The organism is Bradyrhizobium sp. Ai1a-2 (assembly GCF_000426245.1).
GTDB lineage: Bacteria > Pseudomonadota > Alphaproteobacteria > Rhizobiales > Xanthobacteraceae > Bradyrhizobium.
Map to the genome: position 1 here is coordinate 36,120 of NZ_AUEZ01000034.1, position 14,901 is coordinate 51,020.

17 protein-coding genes are annotated in these 14,901 nt (G+C 63.4%); 9 read left to right on the forward strand and 8 right to left on the reverse strand.

The window, feature by feature from the left end; all coding sequences use genetic code 11:
* Nucleotides 1-40: 40 nt before the first annotated feature.
* Nucleotides 41-1,372 carry a histidine kinase gene (locus K288_RS0121535; protein WP_027581435.1) on the reverse strand — a complete coding sequence of 444 codons (1,332 nt, stop codon included), beginning with the start codon at nt 1,370-1,372 and terminating at the stop codon, nt 41-43.
* Nucleotides 1,373-1,454: 82 nt separating this feature from the next.
* On the opposite strand from K288_RS0121535, the gene K288_RS0121540 reads away from it, so the two are divergent.
* On the forward strand, nt 1,455-2,099 hold the full coding sequence (locus tag K288_RS0121540; RefSeq protein WP_027581436.1) for a response regulator transcription factor: 645 nt from the start codon (nt 1,455-1,457) through the stop codon (nt 2,097-2,099).
* A 176-nt stretch (nt 2,100-2,275) separates the two neighbouring features.
* Here the strand turns inward: K288_RS0121540 and K288_RS50200 are convergent, their stop codons facing one another.
* Nucleotides 2,276-2,521 (reverse strand): hypothetical protein, encoded by a 246-nt coding sequence (locus K288_RS50200; RefSeq protein ID WP_064737343.1) that lies wholly within the window; start codon nt 2,519-2,521, stop codon nt 2,276-2,278.
* A gap of 413 nt (nt 2,522-2,934) precedes the next feature.
* On the opposite strand from K288_RS50200, the gene thrC reads away from it, so the two are divergent.
* From thrC to K288_RS0121565, 4 genes are all read left to right on the forward strand, one after another.
* Nucleotides 2,935-4,353 (forward strand): threonine synthase, encoded by a 1,419-nt coding sequence (gene thrC / locus K288_RS0121550; protein WP_027581437.1) that lies wholly within the window; start codon nt 2,935-2,937, stop codon nt 4,351-4,353.
* A complete protein-coding gene (locus K288_RS0121555; RefSeq protein WP_027581438.1) occupies nt 4,350-5,639 on the forward strand; it encodes a pitrilysin family protein in 1,290 nt (429 codons plus the stop codon). The genes thrC and K288_RS0121555 overlap by 4 nt, the downstream gene beginning before the upstream one ends.
* A gap of 114 nt (nt 5,640-5,753) precedes the next feature.
* Nucleotides 5,754-6,341: a GNAT family protein gene (locus tag K288_RS0121560; RefSeq protein WP_027581439.1), complete on the forward strand. Its 588-nt coding sequence runs from the start codon at nt 5,754-5,756 to the stop codon at nt 6,339-6,341.
* A 180-nt stretch (nt 6,342-6,521) separates the two neighbouring features.
* Complete coding sequence (locus tag K288_RS0121565) at nt 6,522-7,172, forward strand: hypothetical protein (RefSeq protein WP_152535612.1); 651 nt, start codon at nt 6,522-6,524, stop codon at nt 7,170-7,172.
* A 200-nt stretch (nt 7,173-7,372) separates the two neighbouring features.
* Here the strand turns inward: K288_RS0121565 and K288_RS0121570 are convergent, their stop codons facing one another.
* The 5 genes from K288_RS0121570 to K288_RS0121590 form a co-directional block, all read right to left on the reverse strand.
* A complete protein-coding gene (locus tag K288_RS0121570) occupies nt 7,373-7,858 on the reverse strand; it encodes an ATP F0F1 synthase subunit B (RefSeq protein WP_027581441.1) in 486 nt (161 codons plus the stop codon).
* Nucleotides 7,858-8,427 carry an ATP synthase subunit B gene (locus K288_RS0121575; protein ID WP_027581442.1) on the reverse strand — a complete coding sequence of 190 codons (570 nt, stop codon included), beginning with the start codon at nt 8,425-8,427 and terminating at the stop codon, nt 7,858-7,860. Before K288_RS0121575 ends, K288_RS0121570 begins: the two co-directional genes overlap by 1 nt.
* 57 nt (nt 8,428-8,484) lie before the next feature.
* Nucleotides 8,485-8,715 carry a F0F1 ATP synthase subunit C gene (locus K288_RS0121580; RefSeq protein WP_027537362.1) on the reverse strand — a complete coding sequence of 77 codons (231 nt, stop codon included), beginning with the start codon at nt 8,713-8,715 and terminating at the stop codon, nt 8,485-8,487.
* Nucleotides 8,716-8,768: 53 nt separating this feature from the next.
* Complete coding sequence (locus K288_RS0121585) at nt 8,769-9,518, reverse strand: F0F1 ATP synthase subunit A (protein WP_027581443.1); 750 nt, start codon at nt 9,516-9,518, stop codon at nt 8,769-8,771.
* Between the two features lie 71 nt (nt 9,519-9,589).
* Entirely contained in the window at nt 9,590-9,961 is a 372-nt protein-coding gene (locus tag K288_RS0121590) for an AtpZ/AtpI family protein (RefSeq protein WP_027581444.1), read from the reverse strand.
* Between the two features lie 271 nt (nt 9,962-10,232).
* Here K288_RS0121590 and K288_RS0121595 point away from each other — a divergent pair, with 271 nt between their 5' ends.
* The 3 genes from K288_RS0121595 (at nt 10,233) to K288_RS0121605 (ending at nt 11,989) form a co-directional block, all read left to right on the forward strand.
* Nucleotides 10,233-10,856: a 2-hydroxychromene-2-carboxylate isomerase gene (locus K288_RS0121595; RefSeq protein ID WP_027581445.1), complete on the forward strand. Its 624-nt coding sequence runs from the start codon at nt 10,233-10,235 to the stop codon at nt 10,854-10,856.
* Between the two features lie 36 nt (nt 10,857-10,892).
* Nucleotides 10,893-11,417, forward strand: a complete 525-nt coding sequence (locus tag K288_RS0121600; protein WP_027581446.1) for a hypothetical protein — start codon at nt 10,893-10,895, stop codon at nt 11,415-11,417.
* A gap of 98 nt (nt 11,418-11,515) precedes the next feature.
* A complete protein-coding gene (locus K288_RS0121605) occupies nt 11,516-11,989 on the forward strand; it encodes a secondary thiamine-phosphate synthase enzyme YjbQ (RefSeq protein WP_027581447.1) in 474 nt (157 codons plus the stop codon).
* Nucleotides 11,990-12,192: 203 nt separating this feature from the next.
* Here K288_RS0121605 and K288_RS0121610 read toward each other — a convergent pair whose 3' ends face one another.
* Nucleotides 12,193-13,857, reverse strand: coding sequence for an MFS transporter (locus K288_RS0121610; protein WP_043160379.1), 1,665 nt, complete (start codon nt 13,855-13,857; stop codon nt 12,193-12,195).
* Nucleotides 13,858-14,171: 314 nt separating this feature from the next.
* Between K288_RS0121610 and K288_RS0121615 the strand changes: the two genes are divergently transcribed.
* On the forward strand, nt 14,172-14,846 hold the full coding sequence (locus K288_RS0121615) for a response regulator transcription factor (protein WP_027581449.1): 675 nt from the start codon (nt 14,172-14,174) through the stop codon (nt 14,844-14,846).
* Nucleotides 14,847-14,901: the final 55 nt, after the last annotated feature.

The following is a 14,901-nucleotide window of genomic DNA, read 5'->3' on the forward strand; positions in this document are numbered from 1 at the left end:
TTCGGGTTACGTGTTTCGCTCCACCCCAGGCGACGACCGATCAGCCAAGCGCGCCGCCCCCGACCGGCAGGCGGCAACGAACGATGGTCCATCCGTTTTCGCGCACCAGGTCGAGCGTGCCGCTGAGCGCGCGGGCTCGTTCCTGCATCCCGGTCAGGCCGCGGCCGAAAACACAATCCTTGGGAAAGCCGATACCGTCGTCGGATACCTCCACGATCAGCTCCGCCGTCTTCATCGAAGCCTCCACTGTGACCGAACCGGCGCGGGCATGGCGCATGACGTTGGTGATGCTCTCCTGGATCACACGATAGACGGTCTGCGTAAGCAGCCCCTCGATCGCGTTCAGCCTGCCGTCGATATGCGAGACAAGCTTGAGCCTGGGTGCTTGCGTGCGGGCATACTGCAACAAGGTCTCGATGCTCTTCTCCAGCCCCAACTCCTGGATGTAGAGCGGCCGCAGCCGGTCGAGGATGCGGCGGTTGGCCTGCTGCAGCGCTTCGACCGATTGCAGGATGCCGTCGGCGGAGGCCGCAAGCTCCAGGTTGCCATGCGGGATCGATTCGAGCAGTGCGACCGCCTTGGCGCGAATGCCGAACAATAGCGGTCCGAGCTCGTCGTGCAGCTCGCGCGCCATGTCTTGCCGCTCGTCGTCCTGCAGCGAGACGATCCGGCGCAGCAAACCTCGATTGTCCTGGCTCAGCCGGCAAAGCGTACGGGCAAGTTCGTTGGCTTCCTCCGCGCTTCGGCGGATCTCGGGCGGACCCGACGGGCGAATGAACTGCTTATAGTCGCCCCCGCGCATGCGGGTGAGGCCTTGGCCGAGGTCCTGCAAGGGGCGCAGCACGGCGCCGGCGGTGAAATGGGCGATAATGCCGGTAAGCAGCATCAGCGCGACTGCGGAGAATGTGATCGCGACAAAGCCGATCCACTTCTCGAACATATCGGCCGACAGGTCGGGCGCAAAAATGATCTCGCCGACCTGCTTTCCTTCGATCCGGACGGGGAACGATGCGCCCACCTCCGGTATCGTAAGCAGGTCCACGAACCATCGCGGCACCCGTCCGATCGGAGTTCGCACCTCGAGCGGCGGCTGTGGGTGGCTTGCACCGTAGGGATAGAAGCGGATAGCCTCGGACGTACCTAGCGTCTGCGCGAAGGCGTCCAGCGTCGCTTGCGGATTGGCCGAGGTCCGAAGTGCGCTGTCGAGCGCATTGGCGACCGCCCTGGCCGAACGCGCGGCTGGCGCGTTTTCGTCCGACAGTTGCTCCGGCACGTAGAGTTGTAGCGAAATCGCTCCGACCAGGAGCGCGGCCACGAACATGATACCGAGCGGAAGGAAGAACCGCGTCCGAAGCGAAAACCTTTTCCACATTTGGATAATTCTAATTCGCTCCGGTGGTTTTCCCTTTTCACAGGTTCCCGGGCATTTATGTTCTCGATACAGAATGCAAGTGATGCAAGATACGCCGAAACTGGCCACAAGAATATTGATAGTCGACGACCACCCGGTCGTGTTGTCCGGGTGCAGGTCCCTATTCGCCTCCGATAGTTCCGTGAAGATCGAGGAGGCCACCGACGCCAAGTCGGGCCACCGGGCCTATGTCAGCAAGAAGCCCGATGTCACCGTGATCGACATCAACCTCCCGGACGTTTCCGGCTTCGAGTTGATGCGCCGGATCCGCAAGGAAGATCCGGAAGCCAAGATCATCATGTTCAGCATGAATGACGATCCGGCCTTCGTGGTCCGCGCGGTGGAAGCGGGTGCGCAGGGCTATGTCTCGAAGACCGACGACCCCAGGGTGTTCGTGAAAGCTGTCCGCAAGGTCGCGGCAGGGGACAATTTCATATCGCCGCATCTTGCCGAGGCCGTGACCTTTTCGGGCGCCGCCATCAAGGCCAATCCGGCCTCGCTGATGTCGCCGCGCGAGCTGGAAATCCTGCGGCTGCTTGGCCGGGGTGACAAGATCGGCGAGGTCGCCGCAGCGCTCAACATCTCCTACAAGACCGTCGCCAACACCACCTCGCTTCTGAAGCAGAAGCTCGGCGCCAAGAATCATTCCGACCTGATCCGTATCGCCGTCGAAATGGCGTTGGGTTGATTTTTTGGGGCTGATTTTTTGGGCTGATTTTGCGGAACTGGTCGCGCCCGAAGGCGCGACCGTTCCCATCACCTGCATTCGCTTCTGCCGGGGCAATTCGGAAACAGCAGGGCGACACAGGCGATTCCTGGAGCTTGGGGCTCGAAAACGCTCTGGTTCCTAAAACGCTCTGGTTCCTAGTAATAGCGACGATGGCGCCAGCCGTAGTGGTGCCCGCGGCCGCGATACCAGCCGTAGTGATGCCCGCGGCCACCTCTGTGCCCCCATCCATGTCCACGTCCGTGTCCATGTCCACCCCTGACCTGGATCAGCGCGTCGTCCGTGGTCGCCATTGGCGCGATGCCGAGCCTTGCCGAGGCCGATGCGGTCAGCCCGAGCATCGACACCAGAAGCGCGGCGCCGATCAACAGAATCCGTTTCATGATCTTTCTTTCCTCCCTGTGGCCGAGCGTCGGCCACGCCGGTAATCGTTGTGCCTCGATGGCGGACATAAACGGGAAAAAGCGGTAGTGGTTCCGACGCGTCAGAGATCGGGAGCGATCGAATCTTGCTGGCAGGTCCTGCTCCACCAGCCTGTCGAAAGGCGCGAAAAGCAACGACGATGCAACTGTGGTTGCGTAAGCCATCGGTGGATTGATGCATCTCAGCGCGCTCGACGATGCACGTTTGTCTGGCCGACCCGCCAGCCGTGCTTTGCGGCAGCGCCGCACAAGAAGCGGTTTCCCCTTGGCCAGAAAACCCTTTATGGTGGCACTTCGAGTCCGCCCAGCGAGAACTCGATAAATTCCATAATATCAAGGGCTTAAGATAAAGGCTTAGGCCTTTGGAGGGTGGTTTGACGCGGTATGTTTCGACCCGGGGAGAGGCCCCGGCTCTCGGTTTCTGTGATGTGATGCTGACCGGGCTTGCCCGCGACGGCGGTCTCTACGTGCCCGAAAGCTGGCCGGTCCTGTCGCGCGAAACCATCGCCGGCTTCTTCGGGCGGCCGTACTGGGAGGTCGCGGTCGACATCATCAGGCCGTTCGCGGGCGGGGAGATTTCGGATCCCGATCTCGGTCGCATGGCGAACGAAGCCTATGCGACGTTCCGCCATCCCGCCGTTGTGCCGCTCGACCAGATCGGCCCGAATCAATTCCTGCTGGAGCTGTTCCACGGCCCGACGCTGGCGTTCAAGGACGTCGCGATGCAGTTGATCTCGCGGCTGATGGATCATGTGCTGGCGAAGCGTTCACAGCGCGCCACGATCGTGGTCGCGACATCAGGCGATACCGGTGGCGCCGCGGTCGAGGCCTTTGCCAATCTCGAAAATGTCGATCTCGTCGTGCTGTTTCCGCAAGGGCGCATCTCCGACGTGCAGCGGCGGATGATGACGACGACCGGCGCCGCCAACATCCATGCGCTGGCGATCGAAGGCACCTTTGACGATTGCCAGGCGATCTTGAAGGGACTTTTCAATCATCACGGTTTCCGCGACGCCGTGTCGCTGTCGGGCGTGAACTCGATCAACTGGGCCCGGATCGTGGCGCAGGTGGTCTACTATTTCACCTCGGCGGTCGCGCTCGGCGCACCGGCCCGGACGGTGGACTTCACGGTGCCGACCGGCAATTTCGGCGACATCTTTGCTGGCTACGTCGCCAAGCGCATGGGCCTGCCGATCCGGTCCTTGCGTATCGCGGCCAACGTCAACGACATCCTGCCGCGCACGCTGAAGACCGGCACCTATGAGGTGCGCGAGGTTCACGCCACGACCTCGCCGTCGATGGACATCCAGGTGTCCTCGAATTTCGAGCGGCTGTTGTTCGAGGCGAGCCGGCGCGACGCTGACAGCGTCCGGCGGCTGATGGAGCAGCTGAAGCAATCCGGCCGCTTCGTGTTGCCGGCTGCGATGTTGGCTGCGATCCGCGAGGAGTTCGACGCAGGCAAGGCGGACGAGACCGAGACCGCCGCCGCGATCCGCGCTGCCTGGCGCGAGGCGGGGGATCTCGTGGATCCCCACACCGCGGTGGCGCTGGCGGTCGCCGACCGCGACAGCGCCGATTCGAGGATTCCCAATATCGTGCTGTCGACCGCGCATGCGGCCAAGTTCCCCGATGCGGTCGAGGCCGCCTGCGGGGTGCGGCCGCAATTGCCGGCCTGGCTCGATGGATTGATGACCAAACCCGAACACCTCAAGGTGATGAAAAGCGATCAGGCGGAAGTCGAAAAGTTCGTATTGTCGGTAAGCCGCGCCGCCAAGCAGGGAGTAACCGGATGAGCGTTGAGGTCACCAAGCTGCCGTCCGGACTGACCGTCGTCACCGACACCATGCCGCATCTGGAGACGGCCGCGCTCGGCGTGTGGGCCGGCGTCGGCGGACGCGACGAGAAGCCGAACGAGCACGGGATCTCGCACCTGCTCGAACACATGGCGTTCAAGGGCACGACGCGCCGTTCCTCCCGGGAGATCGTCGAGGAGATCGAGGCCGTGGGCGGCGATCTCAACGCCGGCACCTCGACCGAGACCACGGCCTACTACGCGCGCGTAATGAAGGCAGACGTATCGCTGGCGCTCGACGTGCTTGCCGACATCCTCGCCAATCCCTCCTTCGTGCCTGATGAGCTCGAGCGCGAGAAGAGCGTTATCGTGCAGGAAATCGGCGCGGCGCAGGATACGCCCGACGACGTCGTGTTCGAGCACCTGAACGAGCTCTGCTATCCCGACCAGCCGATGGGCCGCTCCCTGCTCGGCACCGCCAAGACGCTGAAGGGGTTCGACCGCGACATGCTGCGGGGCTATCTCGCAACCCACTACCGCGGGCCCGATATGGTGATCGCGGCTGCCGGCGCGGTGGACCACAAGCGGATTGTCGAAGACGCTGCGCAAAAGTTCGCAAGCTTCGATGCGGCGGCGGCGCCGAAGCCGCTGCCGGCGATGTTCGGCAAGGGCGGTTCCCGCGTCGTGCATCGCGATCTCGAACAGGCGCATCTGACGCTGGCGCTGGAAGGCGTGCCGCAGACCGACGCCTCGCTGTTCTCGCTGCAGGTGTTCACGAACACGCTCGGCGGCGGGATGTCGTCGCGGCTGTTCCAGGAGGTGCGGGAGAAGCGGGGACTGTGCTACTCGATCTACACGTTCCACGCCCCCTATAGCGATACCGGCTTTTTTGGCCTCTACACCGGCACCGACCCGTCGGATGCGCCGGAAATGATGGAAGTGATCGTGGACGTGATCAACGAGGCCGTGGAGACCCTGACCGAGGCCGAGGTCGCCCGCGCCAAGGCGCAGATGAAGGCAGGGCTGTTGATGGCGCTGGAGAGCTGTTCCTCCCGTGCCGAGCAGTTGGCACGGCATGTGCTAGCCTATGGCAGGCCGCTGACGGTGGACGAACTGGTCGGTCGGATCGATTCGGTAAGCGTCGACTCGACCCGCGATGCCGCCCGTGCGCTGCTCGCGCGCAGCCGGCCGGCCGTGGTGGCGCTCGGCAGCGGCAGAGGTCTGGACACGGCGGTGTCTTTTGCGGAAGGATTAACTCGGTCGAAGGCGAAGACGCTCCTGCACTAGGGCATGATCCGGACCCCGAGGGCCGCGTGAGCGCAACTCGGTTTCCGGTTTTTCGAGGATCATGCCCGAACCGGTAGACAGGCAGGCCCGATAGCGGGCGGGGAGTTCAAGGGCATGGCCCTGTTTCGTTTGCCATCCAGCGGACCGGCTGCACTGATGCCGCGCGGTCACGGCCTGCTGCTACGCGCACCGCAAATGGCCGACTTTCCGCAGTGGGCGCAATTGCGCGAATTGAGCCGCGCCTATCTCACGCCTTGGGAGCCGATCTGGCCGTCCGATGATTTGACCCGGGCCGGCTTCCGCCGCCGCCTCCGCCGTTACGCCGAGGACATCGCCACCGACCGCTCCTACCCCTTCATCATCTTCCGCGAGGTGGACGGCGTGATGATTGGTGGCATCACGCTTGCCAATGTCCGCCGTGGCATCGTGCAGGCCGGCACCATCGGCTATTGGGTCGGCGAGCCCTATGCACATCGGGGCTACATGACCACGGCGCTACGGGTGCTGCTGCCCTCGCTGTTCGGCGAGCTCAATCTGCACCGTATCGAGGCCGCCTGCATCCCCTCCAACGCGCCCTCGATTCGCGTCCTGGAGAAATGCGGATTCACCCGCGAGGGCCTGGCGCGGCGCTATCTGTGCATCAATGGCATCTGGCAGGATCACCTGCTGTTTGGCCTGTTGCATGAGGATTTCCGGGGGTAGGGCATTCGGTTCCGATTGAACTAGAACCGAGGCTCCGGATGCCTGTTTTGACGTGGTTTCTTCAGACGAACCGCATCCGCTTCGCTCAAAAACGCTCTCGTACCCGGGCCTTGGCGCCTTGGGTTCGCCGCCATTGCGCTGCTATAACGCCGCCCGGGAAATGGGATGGCAGGGATTCGCATGGCAAGACATCGTGTGATCAGGGCCGCGACCGCCTCTGTGGTGGTGGCCGCGCTCGGTTGCGGCGCTGTGGCCGCGCCGGCGGCGGCACAGTCATTGACCGATCGCTTCAAGAGCCTGTTCGGCGGCAGCAAGTCCGAGGAGCCGGCTGAAAAGCCAGCGGCGCCGCCCGCAGAGGGCCAGAGCAGCCAATCGGACGTCCTCTGTCCGCCGGTGGCGATCCGGTCCGGGGCCTCGACTTACGCGGTAGGGGCGCCTGGCAAGGAGCCGGTCGGCAGCGACCTGCGGTTCCAGGCGACGATCACCCGCACTGCCCGCGAATGCGCGCTCAACGGCAACGATATCACGGCGCGAATCGGCATCCAGGGCCGGATCATCGTCGGTCCCGCCGGCGCACCACCGACCGTCCAGGTGCCGCTGCGCGTCGCCGTTGTGCAAGGCGGCGTCTCGGAAAAGACGATTGCGACCAAGGCCTATCAGACCACGGTCACGATGGGCGAATCCGGCAGCGAACCCTTTACGCTGGTGGCCGAGGATCTGATCTTTCCGGCGCCCTCGGCCGACGTTGCCGAGAACTACGTCTTCTACATCGGCTTTGACCCGCAGGCCCTGAAGCCCGAGCCAAAGCCGAAGGCCGTGAGGAAGAAGTAGCGGAGGGCTGCGCGGCCCGCGCGCGGAGCCCGTTATACCCCGCGAAGGCGGGGTATCCAGTAAGCGGCGGCCTCTCGGCTCAATCGCAGGGCTCAGTGGTTACTGGAGCGCCCGCCTTCGCGGGCGATGACGAGAAACGAAAGACAAAAAAGCCGGCGCGATCATCTCGCGCCGGCTTTTTGTTTTTGCGTTGAAGCCGCTCAGTTCAGCTTGGAACGAACCTCGGCGATTCCCTTGGCCAGAAGGTCGTCGGCGACGGAGCCCTTGACCGACTGCGACAGGACGGTGGACGCCGCCGTTACGGCGGCATCCGCCGCGGCCGCACGGACATCCGCCAAAGCCTGGGCTTCGGCGAGCGCGATCTTGTTCTCGGCGGTCTTGGTTCGCCGGGCGACAAAATCTTCCATCTTCGCCTTGGCCTCAGTCGCGATGCGTTCGGCATCGGCCTTGGCGCTCGCGACGATTTCCTCCGCCTCGCGCTCGGCGGTCGTGCGCTTGGCCTTGTATTCGGCGAGCAGCTTTGCGGCCTCTTCCTTCAGACGGCGAGCGTCGTCGAGTTCGGCCTTGATGCGTTCGCTGCGGTTGTCCAGCGCCTTCAGCACCGTGCGATGGATGCCGAGATAGGCAAACACCACCATCAGGATGACGAAAGCGATCGCAACCCAGGTTTCCGGTTCGGTGAACATCAGGCTTGTCCCTTCAGCGAGGCGTCGACGGCGCTGGTCACGGCAGCGCCGTCCGGCGCCACGCCGGTCAGCCGCTGCACGATCGCAGTCGCCGCATCTGCCGCAATGCCGCGGACATTGCTCATCGCCGCCGACCGCGTCGCCGCGATGGTTTTCTCGGCGTCGTGGAGCTTGGCCGTAAGCTTGTCCTCCAGCACCTTGCGTTCGGCTTCAGAGGCCGCGCTCAGCTTCTCGCGGGTCTCGTTGCTGATGGCCTGAGCGCGGGAGCGCGCGGCCGCCAGGTCGTTCTCATAGGCCTTCAGCGCAGCGGCGGACTCGTCCTTCAGCTTTTGCGCGTCCGCCAAATCGCCCTCGATCATGTTCTGGCGTGCTTCGATCACGCCGCCGACACGCGGCAGCGCGAAGCGCGACACGATGATGTAGAGCGCGACAAAGGCGACAGCCAGCGACACCAGTTGCGAGGCGTAGGTGGACGAATCGAACGGAGGGAAAGCTCCGCCGTGGCCGCCATCGGCTTCGGTGTGGGCGCCGGCCTTCTGGCCTGATGCTTCGCCATGACTCTCAGCCATGGTGTTCTCCTGTAGCTGTCACGGACGCCGCCCGCAGGCGGCGCAAGAGTGTGCCGCTCAGAGCGGAACGAACAGCAAGAGCAGCGCGATCAGCAGCGAGAAGATGCCGAGCGCTTCGGTCACGGCGAAGCCGAAGATCAGGTTGCCGAACTGGCCCTGCGCGGCGGACGGATTGCGCACGGCGGCGGCAAGGTAGTTGCCGAAGATAACGCCGACGCCGACGCCCGCACCGCCCATGCCGATGCACGCGATGCCCGCGCCGATAAGTTTAGCTGCTGCCGGTTCCATAGTTTGCTCCTTGGAGAGAAAGACAGATGTGGGTGGAAAATTCCCCGGACCGCTCAGTGTCCCGGATGAATGGCGTCGTTGAGGTAGATGCAGGTCAGGATCGCAAACACATAGGCCTGCAGGAACGCGACCAGCAGTTCGAGGGCGGTCAACGCGACCGTGAGGGCCAGCGGCATCACGCCGCCGAGCCAGCCGACGGCGCCCAGCGAGACGCCGAGCATCGCGACGAAACCCGCGAACACCTTCAGCGCGATATGGCCGGCCAGCATGTTGGCGAACAGACGCACGCTGTGCGAGACCGGCCGCAGGAAGAACGACAGGATCTCGATGAACATCACCAGCGGCAGGATGTAGATCGGAACGCCGGACGGCACGAAAATCTTGAAGAACTTCAGCCCGTTCTTGTAGACGCCATAGATCAGGACGGTGAAGAACACGAGCAGCGCGAGCGCTGCGGTGACGATGAGGTGGCTCGAAATCGTGAACGTGTAGGGGATGATGCCCACGAGGTTCGAGACGCAGATGAACATGAACAGCGAGAAGATCAGCGGGAAGAACTTCATGCCTTCCGCGCCGGCGGTGCTGCGGATGGTGCTGGCGACGAACTCGTAGGAGATTTCGGCCACCGACTGCAGGCGCCCGGGAACCAGTTGTCGGCCGCTCGCGAGCATCAACACCGAGATCAACGCCACTGCCACGAGCATGTAGAGCGTCGAATTGGTGAAGGCGATCGTGTGATCGCCGATATGGCCGATCGTGAAGAGGGGTTCGATGTTGAACTGGTGGATCGGATCGATTTTCATCCGCGCGGCTCTTGGTCCCCCGGCTTATCCGCCGGCAATCGAATTACAGATGTCGTGACTTCCGCCAGAACTTAACGCTTGCCTGAGGCCACGCCTGCAGACCTCACCACGTTGACCACGCCGGCCGTGAAGCCGAGCAGCAGGAACACGATGAGACCGAACGGCGATGTCGACAGTAGACGGTCGAATCCCCAGCCAATCGCCGCCCCGACGACAACGCCCGCGACCAACTCCGAGGAAAGGCGGAAGCCGAGCGCCATTGCCGAAGCTCTGGCGGCACCGTCTCCGCTTTCAGTTCCGGATTGATCAGTCCTGATTTTGCGGCTGTCGCGAATTTCGGACAACCGATGATCCAGACTTCCGAGCCTTGCGGAAAGCGCAGCTTCGTCGGACGACGACTGGTCGCGATTCCCACTTGCGTTGTCGTTTTTGTTTTCCGCCATGTGGCAGACACTAAACGATGCTGCGGTTGATGGAAATTGCGCCGCCACCCTCAAAAGCCGCGCGGACCATACTTACCGTGTCCGATCAAGTCAAGATTGCGTAACAACCAGTTAGCGCATTGATTCGATTACACTTCTCTGGAGTTATTCCAGATGTCTGCGACCTGTCATCGCAACGCAACAGCTGGCATTCAGGCCGCGGCGGTCTTGCACCGGTCAGGACGCTCTGTTGGGATGGACGCCTCGTCGCACCAATCCGCTCGGAGCCGCCATGTCGCGCCAGGTCGATTACTACTTCTCGTTTCAATCTCCCTGGGCCTACATCGGCGACCGGCCGTTCCGCGATCTCGTCAGCAGCTTTGATCTCAAGGTGAACTACAAACCGGTGGTGCTGGTCGACCTGTTCTCGGAGACCGGCGGATTGCCGCTTCTGAAGCGTCACCCGGTGCGGCAACGTTATCGGATGGTGGAACTGCAGCGCTGGCGCGATCGGCGCGGATTGCAGTTTCATCTGAGGCCCGCGCACTGGCCCTTCAATGCCCGCCTTGCCGATGGCGTGGTCATCGCCGCGATCGAGGCGGGACTCGATCCCGATGCGTTCCTGAGGCGCGGTTTTGTCGCGGTCTGGGAGGATCAATTCAATCTCGCCGATCCCTTGACCCTGGCGCGGCTCGCCGACGAATCGGGCCTGCCCGGCAACAAGCTGGTGGAACGTTCCGCCTCGGAGGCGATCACCGCGGCCTATGAGCAGAACCGCCAGGACGCGATAACGGCCGACGTGTTCGGCTCACCGGCCTATGTGCTCGATGGCGAGGTGTTTTGGGGCCAGGACCGGCTCGATTTGTTGGCTGATGCATTGAAGTCGGGCAGGCCGCCCTATACGTCCGATACATAGGGTTACGCCAACGTTTGCTGAGACGGGAGCAAGCCGATGCGCCACGCGACGTCGTCATCGAAAGTCTCCACGGCCCTGGCAGGTGTGGCGTTGAGCTTGAGCCTGAGCGGCGCGGCCTTTGCCCAATCCCGGCCGGATACCGAGAACGGTCGTTACGCGCTGTCGACCACCGCCGACGGCGTGCTGCGGCTCGACACGCGGACCGGCACGGTCTCGACCTGCAACAACAATTCGGGTGCGGGCTGGGCCTGCTATGCCATACCCGACGAGCGCGCCGCGCTGGACGCGGAAATCGGCCGGCTGCAGGTCGAGAATGAAAAGCTCAAGGCCGAGCTCGCGCAGCGCGATTCGCCCGTCACCGGCAAGACCGACGAGGCACTGCCGAAATCGGATTCGCTGAAGCAGGGCGAGCCGAAGGTCGCCGAGGGTGGACGCAAGGTCGAAATTCCGTTGCCGAGCGATCAGGACATGGACCGCATGATGTCGTTCCTCGAACGCGCCTGGCGCCGCCTGGTCGAGATGGCCAACCGCATGCAGCGCGACACGTCGGGCAAGATTTGATGATTCCGTAGGATGGGTAGAGCGAAGCGAAACCCATCGATCCCGTGCAGCCTTGATGGGCTTCGCTTCGCTCTACCCATCCTACGATAGCTTCGCTCATGATCTCGACCCGATCACTCACACGCAGCGCTCCATCGACCGTCAGTGCCACCACCCTCGTGTCGTCGCTATTGACCGTTCATACGCCGGGCGTTGGCTTCACCAACCTCACCTCAGAGGTCGCAAAATTCCTGCGCGAGGCGCGCGGGGCCGAGGGGCAAGTGACGCTGTTCATCCGCCACACCTCGGCGTCGCTGACCATCCAGGAGAATGCCGATCCGACCGTGCTCGAGGATCTCCTCTCCGTGCTGTGTCGCCTGGCGCCCGAGGATGGCGGATGGCGCCATGATACCGAAGGTCCTGACGACATGCCCGCGCATATCAAGACCATGCTGACGTCGACCTCGCTTCAGATTCCGGTGCTCGACGGCGAACTCGCGCTCGGCACCTGGCAGGCGATCTACCTGATCGAGCATCGCGCCCGGCCGCATCAGCGCGAGGTCGTGCTGCAGTTCATTGGCCGTACGAAATGACGCAGACCGTCTCTCCTCACGGGAAGCTCCGTAGCCCGGGTGGAGCGCCAGCGTAACCCGGGACCGCTGGTAGATGTCGACAGGTGTCCCGGGTTACGCTGCGCTCCACCCGGGCTACGAAACTTGGAGATGAGTCAGCTCGAACAAATCGGCCGCGGATTGCTCCGCGGCCGATCGAGCAAGCGCCGGAAGCGCGCTTTGTCTCAGGTCTTGCTGATATCGACGTCCTTGGTCTCCGGCAGGAACAGGAAGCCGACCACAGCGGTGATCGCCGCGAAGATGATCGGGTACCAGAGGCCGGCATAGATGTCGCCGGTGGAGGCCACGATCGCGAACGCGGTCGCGGGCAGCAGGCCGCCGAACCAGCCGTTGCCGATGTGGTAGGGCAGCGACATCGAGGTGTAGCGGATGCGGGTCGGGAACAGTTCGACCAGCATCGCGGCGATCGGGCCGTAGACCATGGTGACGAAGATCACCAGGATGAACAACAATCCGATCACGGCCGCGACCTGCGGACGGAAGATGTCGAAGGGATGCGACATCTTCACGATGCCGGTGTCACCCGCCTTCGGATAGCCCGCCGCCTGGATCGCCGCCAGCACTGCCGGGTTGGACGTCTTGGCGTCGGTGTAAGGCACTTCCTTGCCGTTGACGAGGACCTTCACGCCAGATCCGGCCGCGCCGTAGGTGGTCGAGTACTTGACCGACGACTGGGCGAGGTAGGCGCGTGCGGTGTCGCAAGGCGCGGTGAACACGCGGGTGCCGACCGGGTTGAACAGGTCGCCGCAGCCCTTGGGATCGGCCACCACCTCGACCTTGGCGGATTCGATCGCCTTTTCCAGCGCCGGGTTGGCGTTGGTGGTGATCATCTTGAAGATCGGGATGAAGGTCAGCGCCGCGATCGCGCAGCCGGCGAGGATGATCGGCTTGCGGCCGATCCGGTCGGACAGCGCGCCGAACACGACGAAGAAACCGGTGCCGAGCAGGAGCGACCAGGCGATCAGAAGGTTCGACGTGTAGCCGTCGACCTTCAGGATCGATTGCAGGAAGAACAGCGCGTAGAACTGGCCCGTGTACCAGACCACGCCCTGTCCCATCACGGCGCCGAACAATGCGAGCAGCACGATCTTGGCGTTGGACCAGTTGGCGAAGGCTTCCGTCAGCGGCGCCTTGGAGCTCTTGCCCTCATCTTTCATGCGCTGGAACACCGGCGATTCGTTCAATCGCAGCCGGATCCAGACGGAGATGCCGAGCAGGAACACCGAGACCAGGAACGGAATGCGCCAGCCCCATTCGGCAAAGGCCTGTTCGCCCGTCATTGTGCGGGTGAACAGGATCACCAGCAGTGACAGGAACAGGCCGAGAGTGGCGGTGGTCTGGATAAAGGAGGTGTAGTAGCCGCGCTTGCCCTGCGGGGAGTGCTCGGCGACATAGGTTGCTGCACCGCCATATTCGCCGCCGAGCGCAAGGCCCTGCAGCAGGCGCAACGCGATCAGGATGATCGGCGCGGCGATGCCGATGGTGGCGGCGTTGGGCAGCAGGCCGACGATGAAGGTCGACAGGCCCATGATCAGGATGGTCACAAGGAACGTATATTTGCGCCCGACGATGTCACCGACGCGGCCGAACACGATGGCGCCGAACGGACGCACCAGGAAGCCGGCGGCGAAGGCGAGCAGGGCGAAGATGTCGCGGGTGGCCGGCGGGTAGGCGGAGAAGAACTGCGCGCCGATGATGCTGGCCAGCGATCCGTACAGGTAGAAATCGTACCATTCGAAGACGGTACCAAGCGAAGAGGCAAGGATGACGAAGCGTTCGTCCTTCGTCATGCCGCCGCGGCGCGCCGAAGTTGCAGTCATTGTGGACATCTGGATCATTCCCCCCAAATTCTTGCTGCTGAACTCGCCTGCCGAGTTCGGCCGGATGAGCTACGGGCTTGGCAGGAGGGTAACATCGGGGCAAAAGCCGCCCCAATAAGACTTTCGGCCCTTTTCACGACCTTCCGTGCGGTGAGGGATCTGCCGGTTGTGCGGTCCCGATCCGGATTCAGGCGCGCGTGCTGCGATGCACAAGCGGCCGCATTAACTGCTTCGAGACACGGTAGAATTACGGCTTGCACGCAGCCCTCGCTCGGAGGACAAAGGATAAAAAAAGGGAGCGGCGACCCGCTCGCGAGATACCGATGACCGCTGCTGTCCAGACCCATCTTGTCATCGCCGATGACCATCCGCTGTTCCGCGATGCGCTGCGGCAGGCAGTCGCGAGCGTCGTCAGCTCGGCCGTCATTACCGAGGCCGGTTCGTTCGACGAGCTCACCGCCTTGCTCGAGAAGGATGCCGACGTCGACCTGATCCTGCTCGACCTCACGATGCCGGGCATCAGCGGCTTCTCCGGCCTGATCTATCTGCGCGCGCAGTATCCGGCGATTCCGGTGGTGATCGTGTCAGCGAGCGACGATGCCACCACGATCCGCCGCTCGCTCGACTTCGGCGCGTCCGGTTTCATCCCGAAGCGCTTCGGCGTCGACACGCTCCGCGATGCCATCATGAAGGTGATGGACGGCGACGTCTGGGTTCCCGCCGACACCGACCTGTCGTCGGCCGGCGATCCCGAGATGGCGCGGCTGCGTGACCGGCTGGTGACGCTGACGCCGCAGCAGGTGCGTGTCCTGATGATGCTGTCGGAAGGGTTGCTCAACAAACAGATCGCCTACGAGCTCGGCGTCTCCGAGGCCACCATCAAGGCGCACGTATCCGCGATCCTGCAAAAGCTCGGCGTCGAAAGCCGCACCCAGGCCGTGATCGCCGCCGCAAAGATCGCCGGCGGCCAATGGCGCCAGGGCACACCGCAGGGGTGATCGGCCGCATGTGAATTGCCGGGTGGGCAAAGCGACTTGTCCGCCGTAGCTCAAC

Bases quoted from the DNA above. Each gene is read 5' to 3' on its own strand.
- K288_RS0121555 (WP_027581438.1), top strand. From the start codon at position 4,350: ATGAGCGTTGAGGTCACCAAGCTGCCGTCCGGACTGACCGTCGTCACC.
- K288_RS0121565 (WP_152535612.1), top strand. From the start codon at position 6,522: ATGGCAAGACATCGTGTGATCAGGGCCGCGACCGCCTCTGTGGTGGTG.
- K288_RS0121615 (WP_027581449.1), top strand. From the start codon at position 14,172: ATGACCGCTGCTGTCCAGACCCATCTTGTCATCGCCGATGACCATCCG.
- K288_RS0121595 (WP_027581445.1), top strand. From the start codon at position 10,233: ATGTCGCGCCAGGTCGATTACTACTTCTCGTTTCAATCTCCCTGGGCC.
- K288_RS50200 (WP_064737343.1), bottom strand. From the start codon at position 2,521: ATGAAACGGATTCTGTTGATCGGCGCCGCGCTTCTGGTGTCGATGCTC.
- K288_RS0121560 (WP_027581439.1), top strand. From the start codon at position 5,754: ATGGCCCTGTTTCGTTTGCCATCCAGCGGACCGGCTGCACTGATGCCG.
- K288_RS0121570 (WP_027581441.1), bottom strand. From the start codon at position 7,858: ATGTTCACCGAACCGGAAACCTGGGTTGCGATCGCTTTCGTCATCCTG.
- K288_RS0121600 (WP_027581446.1), top strand. From the start codon at position 10,893: ATGCGCCACGCGACGTCGTCATCGAAAGTCTCCACGGCCCTGGCAGGT.
- K288_RS0121610 (WP_043160379.1), bottom strand. From the start codon at position 13,857: ATGTCCACAATGACTGCAACTTCGGCGCGCCGCGGCGGCATGACGAAG.
- K288_RS0121580 (WP_027537362.1), bottom strand. From the start codon at position 8,715: ATGGAACCGGCAGCAGCTAAACTTATCGGCGCGGGCATCGCGTGCATC.
- K288_RS0121585 (WP_027581443.1), bottom strand. From the start codon at position 9,518: ATGAAAATCGATCCGATCCACCAGTTCAACATCGAACCCCTCTTCACG.
- K288_RS0121575 (WP_027581442.1), bottom strand. From the start codon at position 8,427: ATGGCTGAGAGTCATGGCGAAGCATCAGGCCAGAAGGCCGGCGCCCAC.
- K288_RS0121535 (WP_027581435.1), bottom strand. From the start codon at position 1,372: ATGTGGAAAAGGTTTTCGCTTCGGACGCGGTTCTTCCTTCCGCTCGGT.
- K288_RS0121540 (WP_027581436.1), top strand. From the start codon at position 1,455: ATGCAAGATACGCCGAAACTGGCCACAAGAATATTGATAGTCGACGAC.
- K288_RS0121605 (WP_027581447.1), top strand. From the start codon at position 11,516: ATGATCTCGACCCGATCACTCACACGCAGCGCTCCATCGACCGTCAGT.
- K288_RS0121590 (WP_027581444.1), bottom strand. From the start codon at position 9,961: ATGGCGGAAAACAAAAACGACAACGCAAGTGGGAATCGCGACCAGTCG.